General features: G+C 61.9%; 18 protein-coding genes. 7 read left to right on the forward strand and 11 right to left on the reverse strand.

Annotated elements, in window-relative coordinates; genetic code table 11:
* Positions 1–12: 12 nt before the first annotated feature.
* The 5 genes from ATY29_RS01695 to ATY29_RS01715 all read right to left on the reverse strand — a co-directional run bounded on the left by ATY29_RS01695 (position 13) and on the right by ATY29_RS01715 (position 4,798).
* On the reverse strand, positions 13–564 hold the full coding sequence (locus ATY29_RS01695; RefSeq protein ID WP_097534795.1) for a LemA family protein: 552 nt from the start codon (positions 562–564) through the stop codon (positions 13–15).
* 114 nt (positions 565–678) lie between these two features.
* Positions 679–2,409: a DUF2207 family protein gene (locus ATY29_RS01700; RefSeq protein ID WP_097534796.1), complete on the reverse strand. Its 1,731-nt coding sequence runs from the start codon at positions 2,407–2,409 to the stop codon at positions 679–681.
* Between the two features lie 163 nt (positions 2,410–2,572).
* Complete coding sequence (locus ATY29_RS01705) at positions 2,573–3,529, reverse strand: glycine--tRNA ligase subunit alpha (protein ID WP_025415457.1); 957 nt, start codon at positions 3,527–3,529, stop codon at positions 2,573–2,575.
* Between the two features lie 199 nt (positions 3,530–3,728).
* Entirely contained in the window at positions 3,729–3,920 is a 192-nt protein-coding gene (locus ATY29_RS01710) for a hypothetical protein (protein WP_003569970.1), read from the reverse strand.
* Between the two features lie 17 nt (positions 3,921–3,937).
* Positions 3,938–4,798 (reverse strand): S49 family peptidase, encoded by an 861-nt coding sequence (locus tag ATY29_RS01715; protein ID WP_003569972.1) that lies wholly within the window; start codon positions 4,796–4,798, stop codon positions 3,938–3,940.
* Positions 4,799–4,997: 199 nt separating this feature from the next.
* Between ATY29_RS01715 and ATY29_RS01720 the strand changes: the two genes are divergently transcribed.
* Positions 4,998–6,338 carry an Nramp family divalent metal transporter gene (locus ATY29_RS01720; RefSeq protein ID WP_003569975.1) on the forward strand — a complete coding sequence of 447 codons (1,341 nt, stop codon included), beginning with the start codon at positions 4,998–5,000 and terminating at the stop codon, positions 6,336–6,338.
* 51 nt (positions 6,339–6,389) lie between these two features.
* On the opposite strand, the gene ATY29_RS01725 is transcribed toward ATY29_RS01720, so the two are convergent.
* Both ATY29_RS01725 and ATY29_RS01730 read right to left on the reverse strand, forming a co-directional pair.
* Complete coding sequence (locus ATY29_RS01725; RefSeq protein ID WP_003569977.1) at positions 6,390–7,166, reverse strand: tRNA1(Val) (adenine(37)-N6)-methyltransferase; 777 nt, start codon at positions 7,164–7,166, stop codon at positions 6,390–6,392.
* Positions 7,167–7,173: 7 nt separating this feature from the next.
* Positions 7,174–7,401 carry a putative signal transducing protein gene (locus tag ATY29_RS01730; protein WP_003569978.1) on the reverse strand — a complete coding sequence of 76 codons (228 nt, stop codon included), beginning with the start codon at positions 7,399–7,401 and terminating at the stop codon, positions 7,174–7,176.
* Positions 7,402–7,509: 108 nt separating this feature from the next.
* Between ATY29_RS01730 and ATY29_RS01735 the strand changes: the two genes are divergently transcribed.
* The 4 genes from ATY29_RS01735 (at position 7,510) to moaB (ending at position 11,952) form a co-directional block, all read left to right on the forward strand.
* Positions 7,510–8,526, forward strand: coding sequence for a polyprenyl synthetase family protein (locus ATY29_RS01735; protein WP_003569980.1), 1,017 nt, complete (start codon positions 7,510–7,512; stop codon positions 8,524–8,526).
* 133 nt (positions 8,527–8,659) lie between these two features.
* Positions 8,660–10,492 carry a tetratricopeptide repeat protein gene (locus ATY29_RS01740; protein WP_003569982.1) on the forward strand — a complete coding sequence of 611 codons (1,833 nt, stop codon included), beginning with the start codon at positions 8,660–8,662 and terminating at the stop codon, positions 10,490–10,492.
* Positions 10,493–10,504: 12 nt separating this feature from the next.
* Complete coding sequence (locus tag ATY29_RS01745) at positions 10,505–11,401, forward strand: 4-(cytidine 5'-diphospho)-2-C-methyl-D-erythritol kinase (protein WP_003569983.1); 897 nt, start codon at positions 10,505–10,507, stop codon at positions 11,399–11,401.
* Positions 11,401–11,952 carry a molybdenum cofactor biosynthesis protein B gene (gene moaB / locus ATY29_RS01750; protein ID WP_003569985.1) on the forward strand — a complete coding sequence of 184 codons (552 nt, stop codon included), beginning with the start codon at positions 11,401–11,403 and terminating at the stop codon, positions 11,950–11,952. The genes ATY29_RS01745 and moaB overlap by 1 nt, the downstream gene beginning before the upstream one ends.
* 6 nt (positions 11,953–11,958) lie before the next feature.
* Here moaB and ATY29_RS01755 read toward each other — a convergent pair whose 3' ends face one another.
* Both ATY29_RS01755 and ATY29_RS01760 read right to left on the reverse strand, forming a co-directional pair.
* Positions 11,959–12,273 carry a hypothetical protein gene (locus ATY29_RS01755; protein WP_003569987.1) on the reverse strand — a complete coding sequence of 105 codons (315 nt, stop codon included), beginning with the start codon at positions 12,271–12,273 and terminating at the stop codon, positions 11,959–11,961.
* Positions 12,274–12,677: 404 nt separating this feature from the next.
* On the reverse strand, positions 12,678–13,196 hold the full coding sequence (locus ATY29_RS01760) for a glycosyltransferase family 2 protein (protein ID WP_025415453.1): 519 nt from the start codon (positions 13,194–13,196) through the stop codon (positions 12,678–12,680).
* Between the two features lie 138 nt (positions 13,197–13,334).
* On the opposite strand from ATY29_RS01760, the gene ATY29_RS01765 reads away from it, so the two are divergent.
* Positions 13,335–14,492, forward strand: coding sequence for a PA0069 family radical SAM protein (locus ATY29_RS01765; protein WP_003569991.1), 1,158 nt, complete (start codon positions 13,335–13,337; stop codon positions 14,490–14,492).
* Between the two features lie 278 nt (positions 14,493–14,770).
* Complete coding sequence (gene rnhB / locus ATY29_RS01770) at positions 14,771–15,460, forward strand: ribonuclease HII (protein ID WP_003569993.1); 690 nt, start codon at positions 14,771–14,773, stop codon at positions 15,458–15,460.
* Between the two features lie 210 nt (positions 15,461–15,670).
* Here the strand turns inward: rnhB and ATY29_RS01775 are convergent, their stop codons facing one another.
* Positions 15,671–16,162 (reverse strand): F0F1 ATP synthase subunit B, encoded by a 492-nt coding sequence (locus ATY29_RS01775; RefSeq protein ID WP_003569995.1) that lies wholly within the window; start codon positions 16,160–16,162, stop codon positions 15,671–15,673.
* A gap of 3 nt (positions 16,163–16,165) precedes the next feature.
* The gene (locus ATY29_RS01780) at positions 16,166–16,789 is read right to left on the reverse strand and encodes a F0F1 ATP synthase subunit B (protein ID WP_003569997.1); all 624 of its coding nucleotides are present in this window, start codon (positions 16,787–16,789) and stop codon (positions 16,166–16,168) included.
* Positions 16,790–16,806: the final 17 nt, after the last annotated feature.

Consider the following 16,806-nt stretch of genomic DNA (forward strand, 5'->3'; position numbering starts at 1 on the left):
AATGCCGGATCGTCAGAATTTGACGCTGGGGACGGCGCGGTCGGCCTCGTTGGTGATTTCGAAATATTCCCGCTTGGCAAAACCGAACTGGCCGGCAACGAGATTGGAAGGGAAGCTTTCGACCTTGACGTTCAGGTCGCGGGCCGCACCATTATAATAGCGCCGCGCCATCTGCAGCTCGCCTTCCATGGTTTCCAGCGAGGCCTGCAGTTCGGCAAAGTTCTGGTTGGCCTTGAGATCGGGATAGTCCTCGGCGAGCGCGATGACCCGGCCGAGCGCCTGGCCGAGCAGACCTTCCGCCTGCGCCCTGCCGGCAACATCGCCTGATGGCACGGCCTGCGCCTTGTTGCGTAGCGCAACTACCTCTTCGAGCGTGGTCTTTTCATGGGCGGCATAACCCTTGACCGTCTCGATCAGGTTCGGGATCAGATCGGCGCGACGCTTCAGTTGCACGTCGATGCCCGACCAGGCTTCCTCCGCCATCTGGCGGGAGCGAACCAGGCCGTTGTAAATGAAGACGACGTAGAGTGCGATGACAACGATAATAGCCAGTATCACGTACATGCAGATGAGCTCCCCGATTTGATGATCGCACGTTAGTGATTCGGCATAACAAAGTCATCTTGGCGCGGTCATTCTTCGGCGGATTTCGATGAGACTTTGATACTGCCGCCCAATCTAGGAATTTATCCGCCAATCAGGGGCATAGGCATCCATCTTCTCGCTCTCCTGCCAGAAATTGAAACGTTCGGTCCAGTAGTGCTCGGCATCAAGTGCAACGGCGAAAGGGAGATAGTGCTCGTAACATTCTACCGACATCGCCGGGCCATCGGTCCCGCCGCGGAGATAACGATCCAAACTCAGCACGCTATCGCGGATCTGGCGCTGCTTGGGGGTCGGCACACGCAACATTGCCGCGACGACGAGGATGCCGGCAATATCTAGCAAGATTGCTACCAGATATGGCAGTTGCTCGCTGAGCACCTCTGTGGTGACAATGTAGCAAACCGAAATAATCATCAGGCCGGGAAGACCGAGACACATCCCCAATACTTGTCGGAAGTCCATGGGGCTTGATATTCTCTCCGGCTCCCTCAACACCCCCACAGCAGCCAAAGAAACCAGCAGCAATCCACATATAGCCGCTGAGAAGATCAAGAGGCCCGCAAAATAAGCGACGGCAACGCCGAGAACCAAAATGGACAAAACAGCACGCGAAATCCACCGATCCTTGCCCCTGATCTTCTGATATTCCGCAAGAACTGTCTTGTGCAATTCGCCTTCAACACCATACGAGGCATATAAAATCCTGCGCCGATCAACGACAGGCTGTTCCTTTTCGATCCGCTCAAAGACGAAGCGCGTTGCAGCGGGAAGGCTATACCATCTAGCTCCCGTAATCTTACGCTTCCCCCGCGCTTGTTTGGCAGACAAGTCCGAAGCCTCGGCATCTTCGCCAAGTCCGGAAATGCGAAACTTTCGTTTTACCGCGAGATGGGCGACCGACGCCATAAAGGCTGCCTTTGCCGCGTCCGCCTTCCAGTTTCGGAACAGATAGGCGGCGAGCGCCGGTGATATGCTCCCGAGCATCTCGGTGTCGATAGCTTTCGAAGCTGCAGGCAATCGCCGGCCGGACGCCAATCTCGACACAGCAAACCCACCTGCGATCAGCGGCCCCAAAATGCTTATGAATGCGAGAAAGTGGTCAGAGAGCCACCAACGCACCAGCTTGTCGCTCGTCCCGCCCAGAAAAGTTCCTTCAGGATATTCGATCTCGATGTCCGGCAACACCCGATCCCCTTTTCCAGCCGCAATAGAAACCAGAATCTCGTTTGGTGCGCTCTGCGTGATCTCGTAAGCCGGCGGGTCGCGATGCGAAAGACGCAGCATTCCGCCCGATGGGATCGTAAGGGTTACCGCTTTTTTCGCTCCCTGATCATGAACGTGCCCCATATAGGCCGGTAGGGAAAGGATCTGCCGATCCCCCTCATGACGAACCAGGCGGCCCAATCGGTAGGCGATCTCTACCTTGCCGGGGCCGGCGGGCAGGTCCGCAGGGCAGTTCCTGCAATGCCATTTGCCGATATAGATCGCGTAGCCCGGCACAATGTTTTCTTTGAAATAATGTTCGTCACGCCCGTTCCACCGGGCGGTAATCAAGTCGAAATCGCGCCAGTGAGAACCGGCCACATCCGTGAAACGTTGAGGGATATCAACGTAAACACCGCCATAGTTTTCCCCCTCCTTGACTAAGATATCGAAGCTTTCCGACACCAGGGCGGTGCCGTCGGCGGACACGTCGATCGTGGCTTTTGCCGACTGGACGGTGAACTCCCTGTCAAAGTCGCTGCACGAGGTCAGCATGACAAGGATCGCGCAGGATATCAGCCATGAAAACAGCCGCAGCATGGTGGCTGCGCAATTTTCCAATACGATTTCAAAGTAAAGAATGCCGCTTTTCAAAAGACAGACCGAAGCTATACCTGATCGAAACGCCGATAAGATAGTGTTCGATCGGCTCGCGCAGAAGAAGCATAGTTTCAGAAGCTGAAGAAAATTTTTAAGGCGGCTTTTACGCCGCCTCTTTCGACAGGTTAACGCCGCCGGCGTCGGTCAGCAGGAAGGCTTCGCCGCAGGCCTTGGCGAGGGTGCGCACCCGCAGGATATAGCTCTGGCGCTCGGTGACCGAGATGACGCCGCGGGCGTCGAGCAGGTTGAAGACGTGGCTGGCCTTGATGCACTGGTCATAGGCCGGGAAGACGCATTTATGCAGGCGCTGATTGTCGCTTTGGCCGGGGGCGCCGGCATCGAGCAGCGCCCGGCACTCCTTCTCGGCATCGACGAAATGGCGATGCAGCATCTCGGTATTGGCGAATTCGAAATTGTGCCGCGAATATTCCTGTTCGGCCTGCAGGAAGACGTCGCCATAGCTGATCTTCTCGTCGCCCTCGCGGCCGTTGAAGTTCAGGTCGTAGACATTGTCGACGCCCTGGACATACATGGCGAGGCGCTCGAGGCCATAGGTCAATTCGCCAGCGACCGGCGAGCATTCGATGCCGCAGACCTGCTGAAAATAGGTGAACTGCGAGACCTCCATGCCGTCGCACCAGCATTCCCAGCCGAGACCCCAGGCGCCGAGCGTCGGGCTTTCCCAATCGTCTTCGACGAAACGGATATCGTGCAGCAGCGGATCGAGACCGATCGCCGCCAGCGAGCCGAGATAAAGCTCCTGCAGATTGGGCGGGTTCGGCTTCAGGATGACCTGGTATTGGTAATAATGCTGCAGGCGGTTCGGGTTCTCGCCATAACGGCCATCCGACGGACGGCGGGAGGGCTGGACGTAAGCGGCCTTCCACGGCTTGGGGCCGAGGGCGCGCAGCGTGGTAGCCGGATGGAAGGTGCCGGCGCCGACTTCCATGTCGTAGGGCTGCAGCACCGCGCAACCCTTGTCCGCCCAGTAGCTATGCAGGGTCAGGATCAGCGCCTGGAAGGAGCGCTTCGGGTTCATATGGTCTGGGATGGCTGACATGGGTGGTACCGATTGCGTGGGGACTGTCGGCGCGACAGGTGCCATGGAGGGCGGCAGGGGTCAAGGGTTTTGCGGCGGGGTGTCGAACGTCAATATGGAAGCGGAATTTAGCTGCATCTCACCCAAGCCTTGTGATGGGGTGGACGAGGCACCCCCTACGGAGCAGCAGCTGGATGGGCTGATGCAGCCACCACGCCTCTTATTCCTCATCCTGCTTCAGCCGATATTCCCCCGTCACCGGGTCCTTGACCAGCGTGCCGATCGCGCCGGTCTGGCGCTCCTTTTCGGCGCGGCGCGACTTTTCGGCGAGCTTGCGGGCATCGGAGACAAAGCGGCGGTAGAGCCACCAGGCCGAGAAGACCAGGACCAGGATGGTGATAAGCTGCGCCATTTCCCTCTCTCACTCCCTCAAAGCCCGAAGCGGCTCCACAATGCTCTCTCTTCCGCCGCTTCGACAAGCCCTGTCGCGAGGCCGGATGCGGCACTTTCGAGCGAAACCGGCGACACGCCGGGAACACGGCGGCCGAACAGACCGCGGCCGGCGGTGACGAGCTCCAGTTTGGTTTTCTGGCCGTAGCGCCGCTTCAATTCCTGGCGCATGTCGCCGAGACCGTCGATGAGGCCGAGTTCGAGGCCGCGGGTGCCGCTCCAGAACAGGCCGGAGAAGACCGCCGCATCATCCCTCAGCTTGCCGGCGCGGCGCTCGCGCACCATCGAGATGAAGACCTGGTGGATTTCGAGCTGCAGGCTCTTCAGATATTCGATGTCCTTTTCCTTTTCCGGCTGGAAAGGATCGAGGATCACCTTGTTTTCACCCGCCGTATAGACGCGGCGCTCGACGCCGATCTTCTTCAACAGTTCGGGAAAGCCGAAACCGCCGGAGACGACGCCGATCGAGCCGACGATCGAGGTGGCGTCGGCGATGATTTCGTCGCCGGCGAGCGCAATCATATAGCCGCCGGAAGCGGCGACATCCTCTACGAAAACAAGCACCTTCTTCTGCTTCTCGCGGGCGAGCTCACGAATGCGGGTGAAGATCAGGCGGGACTGGACGGGCGAGCCGCCCGGCGAATTGATTGATATGGCGACCGCCGGCGCGTCCTTCATGGCGAAGGCCTTTTCCAGAACCGGAGCGACATTGGCGAGATTGAGAGCCGGGCGGAACGGGCCGCCGCCGCTGACGATCGCCCCCTGCAATCTGACGACCGGGATGGTGATGCCGTCCTTGCGGAACCGTTTCGGCAGCAGCTTTCTCCAGAATCCGGCCATCTCTCATCCTTCGCTTCGGGTGGCACGATCGCGTCAATGACGATCGGCATCCATGTATGCGCTGGAACGACAAACGCAATGGCCGCGTTCTCGAAAACATCGGGCCTGAAAACAGCGGATTGATTTTCCTGTTGCGAATGACTTGCATTATCATTCTAATTCGTCATAGTGCCCCTTACGAATAATAGGTGGAAATCGCATGGACGCCCTAAATCCGAATGCAAACCGCGGCTGGCGGCACGAACGCGGCGAGGCGTCGCTATCGGATGTCTACCGCACCGTCGGAACCGGGCGTCACAGCTCAAGGTGGCGGCGGGCGGCGGCCTTCGCCGGGCCGGGCTACATGGTCGCCGTCGGCTACATGGATCCCGGCAACTGGGCGACCTCACTCGCCGGGGGCTCGAAATTCGGCTATGCGCTGCTCACCGTCGCGCTGCTTTCCAACCTGATGGCGATCGTGCTGCAATCGCTCTGCGCGCGGCTGGCGATCGCGTCGGGCCGCGATCTGGCGCAGGCCTGCCGTGACGCCTTTCCGAAATGGGTTTCGGTGCCGCTCTGGGCCTTCGCCGAGATCGCCATCATCGCCACCGACATCGCCGAGGTGATCGGCACGGCAATCGGCCTTAACCTCTTGATGGGCATCCCGCTGGAACTCGGCGTACTGATCACCGCGCTCGACGTTTTCGTCATCCTCTTCCTGCAGAAGCTCGGTTTCCGCTGGGTGGAAGCCTTCATCATCGCCCTGCTCGGCGTCATCGCTGTCTGCTTCGGCGTGCAGATCCTGCTTGCCGACCCGCAATGGGGCGCCGTCGTCACCGGTTTCTTCCCGACCACCGAGATCGTCACCAATCCGGAGATGCTCTATCTGGCGCTCGGCATTCTCGGCGCGACCGTCATGCCCCACAATCTCTACCTTCATTCCGGCATCGTCCAGACGCGGGCTTATGGCCACACGATTCCCGAGAAGAAGGAGGCGCTGACCTTTGCGACGATCGACTCGACGGTGGCGCTGTGTTTCGCGCTGCTGATCAACGCCTCGATCCTGATCCTGGCGGCTGCCGCCTTCAATGCGCACGGCAAGACCGACGTCGTCGAACTCGGCGATGCCTATTCGCTGCTGTCGCCGCTTCTCGGCCTCGCCATCGCGCCGACGCTGTTCGGCATCGCGCTGCTGTGCTGCGGTCTGAACTCGACGGTCACGGCGACCCTTGCCGGCCAGATCGTCATGGAAGGCTTCCTGAAGATCCGGCTGAAGCCGTGGATGCGCCGGCTGATCACCCGCGCCATCGCCATCGTGCCGGCGGCGGTCGTCACCATCTGGTATGGCGACAAGGGCACGGCCGAGCTCTTGATCCTTACCCAGGTGGTGCTCAGCCTGCAGCTTTCCTTTGCCGTCTTCCCGCTCGTTATGTTCACCGCCAGCAAGGCCAAGATGGGCGAGCTCGTAGCGCCGCGCTGGCTGAGCGGCCTCGCCTATCTGATCGCGGTCGTCATTGCCGGGCTGAACGTCAAGCTGCTCTTCGACTTCGTCACCGGCTGAAGCAATTCCAGGAAAAGTGAAGCGGTTTTCCGTCCGGAATTGCGGGAGACCCTAAAGCCTCACATAGGCCGCCCGGCCATTGTTGAAATCATCGACGAGAGGGGAGAACTTGTGGCTCCCCTCTTCGTGCATGACCAAAGGCGCGCGCAGCGACAGCCGCGCCCGCGACCCCTTGATACCCGTCACCAGGATGCGGACGGCGTTTTCGCCGGGGCGCGGATGGATGGCGGTAATTTCGATGCCGCCGAAGCGCCGGCCGCAGGCGGTAATGATCTCGGCGATCGATTGCGGCCTGGCGATCAGCGATAATTGCCCACCCGGGATCATGATGGCGCCGGCCGTGCGCAGCCAGCTTTCGAACAGGCCGTCGGTCATCGCATGGGCTTCGGCCTTCAGCGCGTCGGGCGTGCGCCGGTCGCCGGCATCGTTGAAGGGCGGGTTCATGATGACGTGGTGGAAACTTTCGTCGATGAGGCCGGCATCGTTGCGCGCCTTGGCGGTCAGCGTCACATCGGCCTCGACGACACTGGCGCGGCCCGCAAGATGGGCGTTTTCGGGCAGGAGGATGCTGCGGCGGGCATAATCGGCCATTTCGGCAGAGCGCTCGAACAGCACCACTTGCGCCTTGGCAAGCCGCGCGGCGACGGCAAGGCCGGCCGCACCGGCGCCGGCGCCGAGATCGGCGACCCTGACCGGGCGATCGTCGGCGACGAGGGCGGCAAGCAGCATCGCATCCATGCCGGCGCGATGGCCCCTGCCCTTCGGCTGCAGCAGATGAAAGGCGCCGCGATGGAAGGCATCGATGGTTTCGGCAGGCTCCCCGGTCATCGCCTGCTCACGTCCTGTCGCGCAGTTCGCCGCCGAGACCGGCGTCGATCAGGATGCGGCGCGCCTGATCGGCCATCTCCTCATCCACCAGCAGGCGGCGCGGCAGCATACCGAGCGAACCTTCCAGCACGCTCATGCCCTGATCGGCGATGAAGCAGTGAATGCCCGCATCCTTCATCAAGCTTTCGGCAAAGGAGAGCAGAACGGGGTCGTTGGCGCGGATAAGTTCATGCATTTGCCGTCGTTTTCCTTCCAATTTCGTCTTGCGCGACAATTCACCTCTTGCCGCGTCCATCGCCCCTTTCTATTGTCAGATGCAAAGAATGAACAGGAGTCCGGGTCGTTGGGCGTGGTCATACCGCTTGAAGAAAGCAAAAACAAACTGGCATCCATCAAGCCATTGGTCGATCTCACCAGGGCGGATATGGAGCGGGTGAACCAGCTCATTCTGTCGAAGGCCGGCTCCGACGTGCAGATGATCCCGGAAGTGGCGAACCATCTGATCTCATCCGGCGGCAAGCGGCTGCGGCCGATGCTGACGCTGGCCTCAGCCTCGCTGTTCGACTACCGCGGCGAAAACCACGTCAAGCTCGCCACCTCGGTCGAGTTCATGCACACCGCCACGCTGCTGCATGACGACGTCGTCGACGAAAGCGACCTGCGGCGCGGCAAATCGACGGCGCGGATGATCTGGGGCAACCAGGCGAGCGTACTGGTCGGCGACTTTCTGCTTGGCCAGGCCTTCCGCATGATGGTCGATGTCGGCTCGCTCGATGCGCTCGACGTCTTGTCTTCCGCCGCCTGCATCATTGCCGAAGGTGAGGTGCTGCAGCTTTCCGTCGCCAAGAACATGGAGACGACGGAGGACGATTATCTTTCGGTCATCCGGGCCAAAACGGCGGCGCTCTTTGCCGCCGCCGCCGAAGTCGGGCCGATCGTCGCCGAGGCCGGCAAATCCGGCCGCAACGCGCTGAAATCCTACGGCATGAATCTGGGGCTGGCCTTCCAGCTGGTCGACGATGCGCTCGATTACGGCGGCAAGGCCGCCGATCTCGGCAAGAATGTCGGCGACGATTTCCGTGAAGGCAAGATCACTTTGCCGGTTATCCTCGCCTATCGCCGTGGGACCGAGGATGAGCGCGCCTTCTGGCGCGACGCAATCGAAGCCGGCAACAGCACCGACGCCAATCTCGAAAAAGCGCTGGGGCTGATTACCAAATATGGCACGCTCAGCGACACCATCGGCCGGGCGATCCATTATGGCACGATCGCCAGGGACGCCCTTGCGCCGCTTCCCGATACGGTATGGAAATCCTCCCTGATGGAAGTGATCGACTTCTGCATCGAGCGCGTCAATTGATCAAACGTCCTTGATCGCAGGCTGAATTTCTTGCGGCGCCGCTTCAAAAAAGCCATCCTGTTATGAATCAGTGAGCACCACTGGTTTTTGCGACCGGCGCCATTGTCGGACGCTGTCGAAGAAAGGTTTCCTAATGCGGCAGAGATTTGCCATCCGTCTTCTTACGAGTGCAGCGCTTGCCGCTGTCCTTTCGCTGGGCGGTGTCGGCGGCGTAAGTGCCGAGGATGCGGCCAAGCCGGGCGATGTGGAGAAGACCGATAGCTTCGATGCCGATAGCGTTACCACTTTCTCCGGCGCCTTCCTCGCGGCGCGCACGGCCGATGTCGATCACGACTATGCAACGGCGATCGAACTCTACAAGAAGGCGCTGCAGATCGAGCCCGGCAATCCGGAGATTCGCCAGCGGCTGATGATCTCGCTGCTGCTCAACGGCGACATTAAGGAAGGCGTCAAATATGCCAACGACCTGAAGGGCGATCCTTCCGTCGAGCGCATCACCACGATCGTGCGCGGCATGGATGCCGTGCGCCGTGACGACTACAAGACCGCCGAGGCCATCCTCAAATATAAGGGGCCGAACGACCTCGACCGGATGATGAACGACCTGCTGCTCGCCTGGGCTCGCGTCGGCGCGGGCCGCGGCAAGGAAGCGCTCGCCATGGTCGAGAAGATGAAGGGACCGGACTGGGTCGGCATTTTCCAGAATTACAATGCCGGGGCGATCGCCATCGCCACCGGCGACGTAAAATCGGCCCGGAAGCATCTGAACGACGCCGTGCTCGACAAGGAAGGGGGTGCGACGGCGCCCGACACCTTCATGCGCGCGGTGATGGCGCTCGCCCGCCTCGAAGCTTCACAAGGCAATAAGCAGAAGGCGCTCGACGCCGTATCCGTCGGCGACAACCTGCTGCCGAACTACGCGCCGCTGAACGCGCTGCGCGACAGTATCGAAAAGGACGAGAAGCAGGAACAGCAGGTCAAGACGGCCGAAGAAGGCGCTGCCGGCGTGCTGTTTTCGGTCGGCGGCGCGCTGAACCGCGACGGCGCTGAGGACATCGTTTCGCTTTACCTGCAGACCGCCAATGCGCTCGACCCGAACAGCGCCGATACGCTGGTACTTCTCGGCGGCATCGCCGAGAAGCAGAACCAGATGGACCGCGCCATCGCGCTCTACAAGAAGGTGCCGGAAAATTCGCCGATGCGGCGCATCTCCGAGCTCCAGCTCGGCCTTGCCCTTGCCCAGGGCGGCAAGGTGGACGAGGCGCGCAAGCATCTGCAGGCGCTGATCGCCTCCGACCCGAAGGATATCCGCAGCTACCTCGCTTATGGCAGCGTGCTCTCCGACGCCAAGGACTACGAGGCGATGGCCGCCAATTACGACAAGGCGGTCGAAGCGATCGGCCCCTTCCCCGGCCGCCCCAATTGGAGCGTCTTCTTCCAGCGCGGCATCGCCTATGAGCGGCTGAAGAAGTGGGACCAGGCGGAGCCGAACTTCCGCAAGGCGCTGGAGCTCAATCCCGACCAGCCGCAGGTGCTGAACTATCTCGGCTATTCCTGGATCGACATGAACCGCAACCTCGACGAAGGTCTCGGCATGATCAAGAAGGCCGTCGACCTTCGCCCCGACGACGGCTACATCATCGATTCGCTCGGCTGGGCCTACTTCCGGCTCAACCGCTTCGACGATGCCGTCGACGAGCTGGAGCGGGCAGCCCAGATCAAGGCCGGCGACGCGACGATCAACGACCATCTCGGCGACGCCTACTGGCGCGTCGGCCGCAAGCTCGAGGCCGTCTATCAGTGGAACCGGGCGCTCGCTTCCGAGCCCGAGGCCGCCGAAATCCCGAAGATCAAGGACAAGGTCGCCAACGGTCTGCCTCCGGCCAGCGACGATGCCAAGGCGGCAGACAAGAAGCAGCCGGACCCCGCACCTGTCACCCCGCCGCCGGCCGACAAGAAATCCTGACGGGCGGCAAGCATGCCTGAGAAGGGCTTTGCCGAGGCTTTCGGCGTCACCGAAGAGGCGCGCGCGAAGATCAACCTCGCTTTGCATGTGACAGGCCAGCGGGCAGATGGCTATCATCTGCTCGATATGCTGGTGACCTTCGCAGATTGCGGCGACCGGCTGGGCTTCCTGCCTGCGAAGGCCGACGCCTTCACCCTATCGGGCCGCTTCGGCGAAACGCTTGCCGGCGACAGCGGCACCAATCTGGTGCTGCGGGCACGCGATCTTTTGAGGGAGGCGGTCGGCGTCCTCGCCTTTCCCGTCCATATCCACCTCGAAAAGAACCTGCCTGTTGCCTCCGGCATCGGCGGCGGCTCGGCCGACGCGGCGGCGACGCTGCGCGGACTGATGCGGCTCTGGGGCATGAGCCTGCCGGCGGAGGCGCTTGCCGCCCTGGCGCTGAGGCTCGGCGCCGACGTGCCGATGTGCGTTGAAAGCCGGCCGCTGATTGCCCGCGGCATTGGTGAACAGATCGAGGCCGTGCCTGATCTGCCGGCCTTTGCCATGGTGCTCGCCAATCCGCTGAAGGGTGTCTCGACGCCCGAGGTGTTCCGCCGGCTGGCGACAAAGAACAACCCTTCTTTAAACCTGGCTTCGGGGCTTACTGGGAGTGCCGGCTGGCTGGCAATGATCGGTGCTGCCCGCAACGACCTGGAGCCGCCGGCGCGCCAGCTCGTGCCGGAGATTGCGGTGATCTCGGCGATGCTGCAGGGCCGCGGTGCGCTTTTGACCCGTATGTCCGGTTCCGGCGCCACCTGTTTCGGGATCTTTGCGAGCATGGTTGAGGCGCAAGAGGCGGCTACGGCCCTTCACGGCACGCGGCCGGACTGGTATTTCCAGGCGACGGAAACGATATCGGGAGGCATGTGATGGCAGGTCTGGACGACAAGCGGCCCTTCATAGCCGTCGGCATCGCGGTTCTCACCGTCTCGGATACGCGCACGCCGGAGACGGACAAGTCGGGCGACACGCTGGCGGCGCGAATCAGCGAGGCGGGCCACAGGCTGGTCGACCGGGCGATCGTGCCCGATGATCGCGAGAAAATCGCAGCAACGGTCAAAGCCTGGACCGAGCGGGACGAAATCGACGTCGTCATCACCTCAGGCGGCACCGGCTTTACCGGCCGCGATGTGACGCCCGAGGCGCTGGAGCCCTTGTTCGAAAAGCGCATGGACGGCTTTTCAGCCGTCTTCCACCGTATTTCCTACGACAAGATCGGCACGGCGACGATCCAGTCGCGTGCCACGGCAGGCGTTGCCAACGCCACCTTCATCTTTGCGCTGCCCGGCTCGCCCGGCGCCTGCCGGGATGCCTGGGACGGCATTCTGAAAGGGCAGCTCGACTATCGCAACATGCCGTGCAATTTCGTCGAGATCATGCCGCGTCTGGACGAGCACCTGAAACGCGGCGCGACCAAATAGAATTCGCTATGTGGCAAGGCCGGGCAGAGCGGGCATCGTTTCCCAGCTGTCACCAGACAGCAGAATGCAGCTTATGCCGTGAACATCCGTGACCACGAGCGTCCAGGTGCCGCTTTTGGCGGCATAGACCTCGAGAACGGCGTTCTCGTTGACCAGTCCGACCGCTGTCAGCTTTTCAGCGAAATTCCTGTCGAGGAAATTGACGACCTCGGATCGGCCTGCGCAACTGAGCATCGTCTGCGATGCTGCCGGATGCGGATGCGCGATCAGCGATATCGGCAATATGACGGCCAGCAGGCCGTAAATCATACCGCGTACCATGACGCACCTCCTTTCGCCGGGAACCCGGCAGAAGAGGAGATTGTCGCCGACCTGTTCTGCCGTCCACCGGCATTCCATGGCCATCCGTTACGAAGCGAGGCGCTTCGGCGGCGCCATGGGAGAATTATAGCGCGAAATCCTATTGGGCGCCATGTTTTGCGCGATGGTGGGGATTGCGACCACTAACGCTATACAGCGAGATCAGCCCCTCATCCCGGCTGCCGCCACCTTCTCCCGCTCGCCGGGCGAACGGGGGTAGCCGCGACCTCTCCGTCCCCCGCTATCCTTTCGCAGGGCACGTCCCCTCTACCCGTTTTCACGGGGAGAGGGTTAGGGTGAGGGGCAGCTTTCGGCGCCAACCAAGCCTTGGATCAAGCCTTGGAATAACGGAGAGTGAAAACCGCTCAGCGTGCAGCCCGGGCGACCCAGGCGGGAATCAGTTCGCTGGAAAGCTTGCGCGGCTTCTGGCCCTGGGCGAATTCGGCAAGTCGCATGCCGCTTTTGGCCACCGCAAGCGCCTGGCCCTTCGGCATCAGCAAACCAAGCTCCAGCGGCGGCGCGGCGCGGCCAATACGCTGAAAGAACGGCCGTCGATAGCCGCGCGAAGCGGTGAAGCGGGCCGGCAGTTTGTTCAGCGCGATATATTCGGCGATCTCATCGATCCAGCCGGCCTGAGGTCGTGCGCCCGGTTCGACGAAGAGCAGCCATTCGCCGCGGGCGGATCGGACGATGTCATTGATATCCCACTGCGAATAAAAGCGGCAGCCGGCGGCGTCGGCGACCCGCGAGGTACCGTCGCGCGAGCCGTGATCGAGCACGACCACATCGCTGACGATCCCCTCCACCGCGCCTGCCACCAATACCGATAAAGTCTGCGCCAGCTCAGCTTCCTGATCCTGACATTCGAGAACAACCGTCAACATTGCCCATTCATAATGCGCCGCACAAATTATTGCCAGCGGCGTTTTCCGCATTTTGTTCTTGCATTGTTCTTTTTTTACGGATAGGAATTTAATCATCAAAACGGGCGGAAGCGATGGCTTTTGCCGCGGGAGAATCCGATGAGAGAGCAGTCCCTGGCAGGGCAGGCCGCATTCGCGCCTGCCAATACGGCAGATATTGCCGATGCGATGATCGTGTCATCCGGTCTGAGGATCGAGGTCGACCGGCGGCGTGGGCGCGGGGCGGGACTGAACCCAACCGGCAGGTTTGAGGCGCTGCAGCGCGAGACCTTCGACGATGGCTGGCAGACGCTGGAAGAGCTGCCTCCGTTCAAGACGGACGTGCAGATCGAGAAGCCGCGAACTGCCATTACCCGCAATGAATCGCCCGACATTGCCTTCGACCGCTCGATCAACCCCTATCGCGGCTGCGAGCATGGCTGCATCTATTGTTTCGCCCGGCCGACGCACGCATATATGGGGCTTTCCGCCGGGCTCGATTTCGAGACGAAGCTCTTCGCCAAGCCGGATGCGGCAAAGCTGCTGGAGCGGGAACTTGCAAAGCCGGGCTACAAGGTGCGGGCGATCGCGATCGGCACCAATACGGACCCCTATCAGCCGATCGAAAAGGAATGGCGCGTCATGCGCGGTCTTCTCGAGGTCCTGAACAAGGCGAACCACCCGGTATCGATCGTCACCAAATCGGCGATGATCCTGCGCGATCTCGACATTCTGCAGGAGATGGCGGCGAAGAACCTGGTGCGCGTCGGCATCTCGGTAACCACCCTCGACCGCAAGCTTGCCCGGACGATGGAGCCGCGCGCCGCCACGCCGCCGCGCCGGCTGGAGACCATTCACACGCTGTCGGAAGCAGGCATCCAGACGGCTGTGATGGCCGCCCCGCTGATCCCGGCGTTGAACGATCACGAGCTGGAGCGCATTCTCGAATCGGCCAAGGCTGCCGGCGCCGCCGAGGCGAGCTATGTCATCTTGAGACTGCCGCTCGAGGTTAGCCCGCTCTTCCGCGACTGGCTGCTGCAGCATTATCCCGATCGCTACCGGCATGTAATGTCGCTTGTGCGCTCGATGCGCGGCGGCAAGGATTATGATGCCGAATTCGGCAAGCGCATGAAGGGCGCCGGTCCCTATGCCTGGCAGATCGCCCGGCGTTTTGAAATGGCCGCCAGACGCTTCGGCCTGACGCGACGCGGCATGCCGCTGCGCGACGATCTGTTCGTGCCGCCGGACGGCAGCGGCGTGCAGCTGTCACTGCTTTAGCTTTGTTCTTACGCAATTCCGGACGGAAAACCGCTTTGCACTTTTCCTGGAATTGCTTCTGCCTTTTACGCAATTCCGGACGGAAAACCGCTTTGCACTTTTCCTGGAATTGCTTGTAGCTTGCGCATCGGCTGTTCAGAAAAACCGCCCTGTTTTCGAGCCCCGAGCGCAATTCCCGCGGATGGCACTGACCGCCACCATCCGCCGGTCCCGGTCCCCGACCGCCGCCCTGATCGGGGACTTGCGGGCAATCGGGTTGGCGTGCGAGGTTCAGCCGCATGAAACCTCGCACGCCACCCGATTCTCCCGAGCTTTTCCAAGCGGTTCCCCTCGTGCCGGACTTCCGGCTGGAACTCAAAGCCCGCAAGGCCGGGCACTGGCCGGTCGCCGGCGCCGACGAGGCGGGCCGCGGGCCGCTGGCCGGGCCCGTCGTTGCTGCCGCCGTCATCCTCGATCCGAAGCGCATCCCGGACGGACTGAACGATTCCAAGCAGCTTTCGGCGCAACGGCGCGAGGAATTGTTCGTGCAGATCCTGGCGACCGCCACCGTCTCCATCGCCTCCTCCAGCTCGACGCGCATCGACGAGACTGACATTCGCAAGGCGAGCCTCGACGCCATGCGCCGCGCGATCTGCAGCCTCGCCATTCCAGCAAGCTACGTGCTGACAGACGGGCTCGACGTGCCGCCCGGCCTCGACTGCCCCGGACAGGCGGTGGTCAAGGGTGATGCCCGTTCGGTCTCGATCGCCGCCGCCTCGATCGTCGCCAAGGTGACGCGCGACCGGATGATGGCGCGGGCGCACAATGTGTTTCCGGATTACGGCTTTGCCGCCCATGTCGGCTACGGCACCGCGCAGCACCGCGCCGGCATCGAGAAGCTCGGCCCCTGCCCGCTGCACCGGATGAGTTTCCGGCCGCTGCGCAAGGGCGAGAACGGGCCTGAGATGGACGAGCTGATTTCGGAATAGTCGGCCCAAAGAAAAGCGCCTTGGGTCTTTTGACCGCCGATCTGCCGCCCATCGGGTTTGTTCCTTCTCTCCGCTTGCGGGGCGAAGGTGCCGGCAGGCGGATGAGGGGCAGATCGGCGGATGAAGGCGCCGCACGCGCAAAGCACAAGCCCTATCCACAAAGAAAAGGCCGGGACATGCCCGGCCTTTGCTTATTCCATTTGATACCGCTCAGTTGAGCCGTGTCTTGACCTGGCCAACAGCATTGCCGAAGAGTTCGGACTGAACCTTGGCGTCGGCCTGCTTGGCGAGAACCGTTTCTGCAGCGGCGATCGCCAGATCGACGGCGGCGGAACGGACCGCCTTCATCGCCTCGGCCTCGGCCTGCTTGATCTTCTGCTCGGAAAGCGCCGTGCGGTTGGTGACGAATTCTTCCGTCTTCTTCTTCGCCTCCGCGGTCAGCATTTCGGCTTCACGCTCGGCAGCGGCAACGATGTGGGCCGCTTCAGCTTCCGCTTCCTTGCGCTTGCGCTGGTATTCGGCGAGCAGATGCTGGGCCTCCTCGCGCAGGCGCTTGGCTTCAGCCAATTCGTTGCGGATCTGGTCGGCGCGGTCGTCGAGCGACCGTGCCATCATGCCCGGAACCTTCAGGTAGACGACCAGCGCCAGGAACAGGACGAGGCCGACAAAGGCGAAGAAAGTCGCATCAAAGTGAAATTCCATCGATCAAGCCTCCTTCTTGGCGGCCGCGACGGCGGCGGCGACATCGGCCTTGGCGGCTGTGCCGCCGATCAGCTGATCGACCACGGCAGCCGCTGTTTCCTCGGCAATGGTGCCGACGTCGGCGAAGGCCTTCGCCTTGATGTCGGCGATACGGACCTCAGCAGCCTTGATCTTTTCCGACAGGCTCGCCTCGACAGCGCGGCGATCCTCTTCGGCCTTGAGCTTGGCGGCATCGCGTGCAGCAGCGCCGATCGCATTCGACTTGGCGCGGGCAGCAGCCAGTTCACCTTCATAGGTCTGGACGGCGGCGTCAGCTTCCGCCTTTAGGCGGCCGGCTTCTTCCAGATCCTGGGAGAGGCGCGTGTGGCGCTGATCGAGGATAGCCCCGATGCGCGGCGCGATGACCTTTTGCATGAGCAAATAGAAGACGCCGAACGTGATCACCAGCCACAGCAGCTGGGATGCGTAAGTCGTCGAATCGAAAGGCGGGAACGGGCCGCGGGCGTGTTCGCCTTCGGCAACACCGGTCTCGGTATGGACCTCGCCTGCGGCCGGAGCGGCATGCGCATCCGTACCCGTCGCTGCCGCCGGTGCTTCTTCAGCGTAAGCCGGGGTCACAAAAAACATTCTCACCTCCAGGTGGA

This window comes from Rhizobium hidalgonense, assembly GCF_002914525.1.
GTDB lineage: Bacteria > Pseudomonadota > Alphaproteobacteria > Rhizobiales > Rhizobiaceae > Rhizobium > Rhizobium hidalgonense.

What these genes read in the sequence shown, in the direction of transcription:
- ATY29_RS01715 (WP_003569972.1), bottom strand. Translation starts at nt 4,798, where the DNA reads ATGGCCGGATTCTGGAGAAAGCTGCTGCCGAAACGGTTCCGCAAGGAC.
- ATY29_RS01710 (WP_003569970.1), bottom strand. Translation starts at nt 3,920, where the DNA reads ATGGCGCAGCTTATCACCATCCTGGTCCTGGTCTTCTCGGCCTGGTGG.
- rnhB (WP_003569993.1), top strand. Translation starts at nt 14,771, where the DNA reads ATGAAACCTCGCACGCCACCCGATTCTCCCGAGCTTTTCCAAGCGGTT.
- ATY29_RS01740 (WP_003569982.1), top strand. Translation starts at nt 8,660, where the DNA reads ATGCGGCAGAGATTTGCCATCCGTCTTCTTACGAGTGCAGCGCTTGCC.
- ATY29_RS01720 (WP_003569975.1), top strand. Translation starts at nt 4,998, where the DNA reads ATGGACGCCCTAAATCCGAATGCAAACCGCGGCTGGCGGCACGAACGC.
- ATY29_RS01760 (WP_025415453.1), bottom strand. Translation starts at nt 13,196, where the DNA reads ATGTTGACGGTTGTTCTCGAATGTCAGGATCAGGAAGCTGAGCTGGCG.
- ATY29_RS01775 (WP_003569995.1), bottom strand. Translation starts at nt 16,162, where the DNA reads ATGGAATTTCACTTTGATGCGACTTTCTTCGCCTTTGTCGGCCTCGTC.
- ATY29_RS01765 (WP_003569991.1), top strand. Translation starts at nt 13,335, where the DNA reads ATGAGAGAGCAGTCCCTGGCAGGGCAGGCCGCATTCGCGCCTGCCAAT.
- ATY29_RS01705 (WP_025415457.1), bottom strand. Translation starts at nt 3,529, where the DNA reads ATGTCAGCCATCCCAGACCATATGAACCCGAAGCGCTCCTTCCAGGCG.
- ATY29_RS01695 (WP_097534795.1), bottom strand. Translation starts at nt 564, where the DNA reads ATGTACGTGATACTGGCTATTATCGTTGTCATCGCACTCTACGTCGTC.
- moaB (WP_003569985.1), top strand. Translation starts at nt 11,401, where the DNA reads ATGGCAGGTCTGGACGACAAGCGGCCCTTCATAGCCGTCGGCATCGCG.
- ATY29_RS01745 (WP_003569983.1), top strand. Translation starts at nt 10,505, where the DNA reads ATGCCTGAGAAGGGCTTTGCCGAGGCTTTCGGCGTCACCGAAGAGGCG.
- ATY29_RS01780 (WP_003569997.1), bottom strand. Translation starts at nt 16,789, where the DNA reads ATGTTTTTTGTGACCCCGGCTTACGCTGAAGAAGCACCGGCGGCAGCG.
- ATY29_RS01755 (WP_003569987.1), bottom strand. Translation starts at nt 12,273, where the DNA reads ATGGTACGCGGTATGATTTACGGCCTGCTGGCCGTCATATTGCCGATA.
- ATY29_RS01730 (WP_003569978.1), bottom strand. Translation starts at nt 7,401, where the DNA reads ATGCATGAACTTATCCGCGCCAACGACCCCGTTCTGCTCTCCTTTGCC.
- ATY29_RS01725 (WP_003569977.1), bottom strand. Translation starts at nt 7,166, where the DNA reads ATGACCGGGGAGCCTGCCGAAACCATCGATGCCTTCCATCGCGGCGCC.
- ATY29_RS01700 (WP_097534796.1), bottom strand. Translation starts at nt 2,409, where the DNA reads ATGCTGCGGCTGTTTTCATGGCTGATATCCTGCGCGATCCTTGTCATG.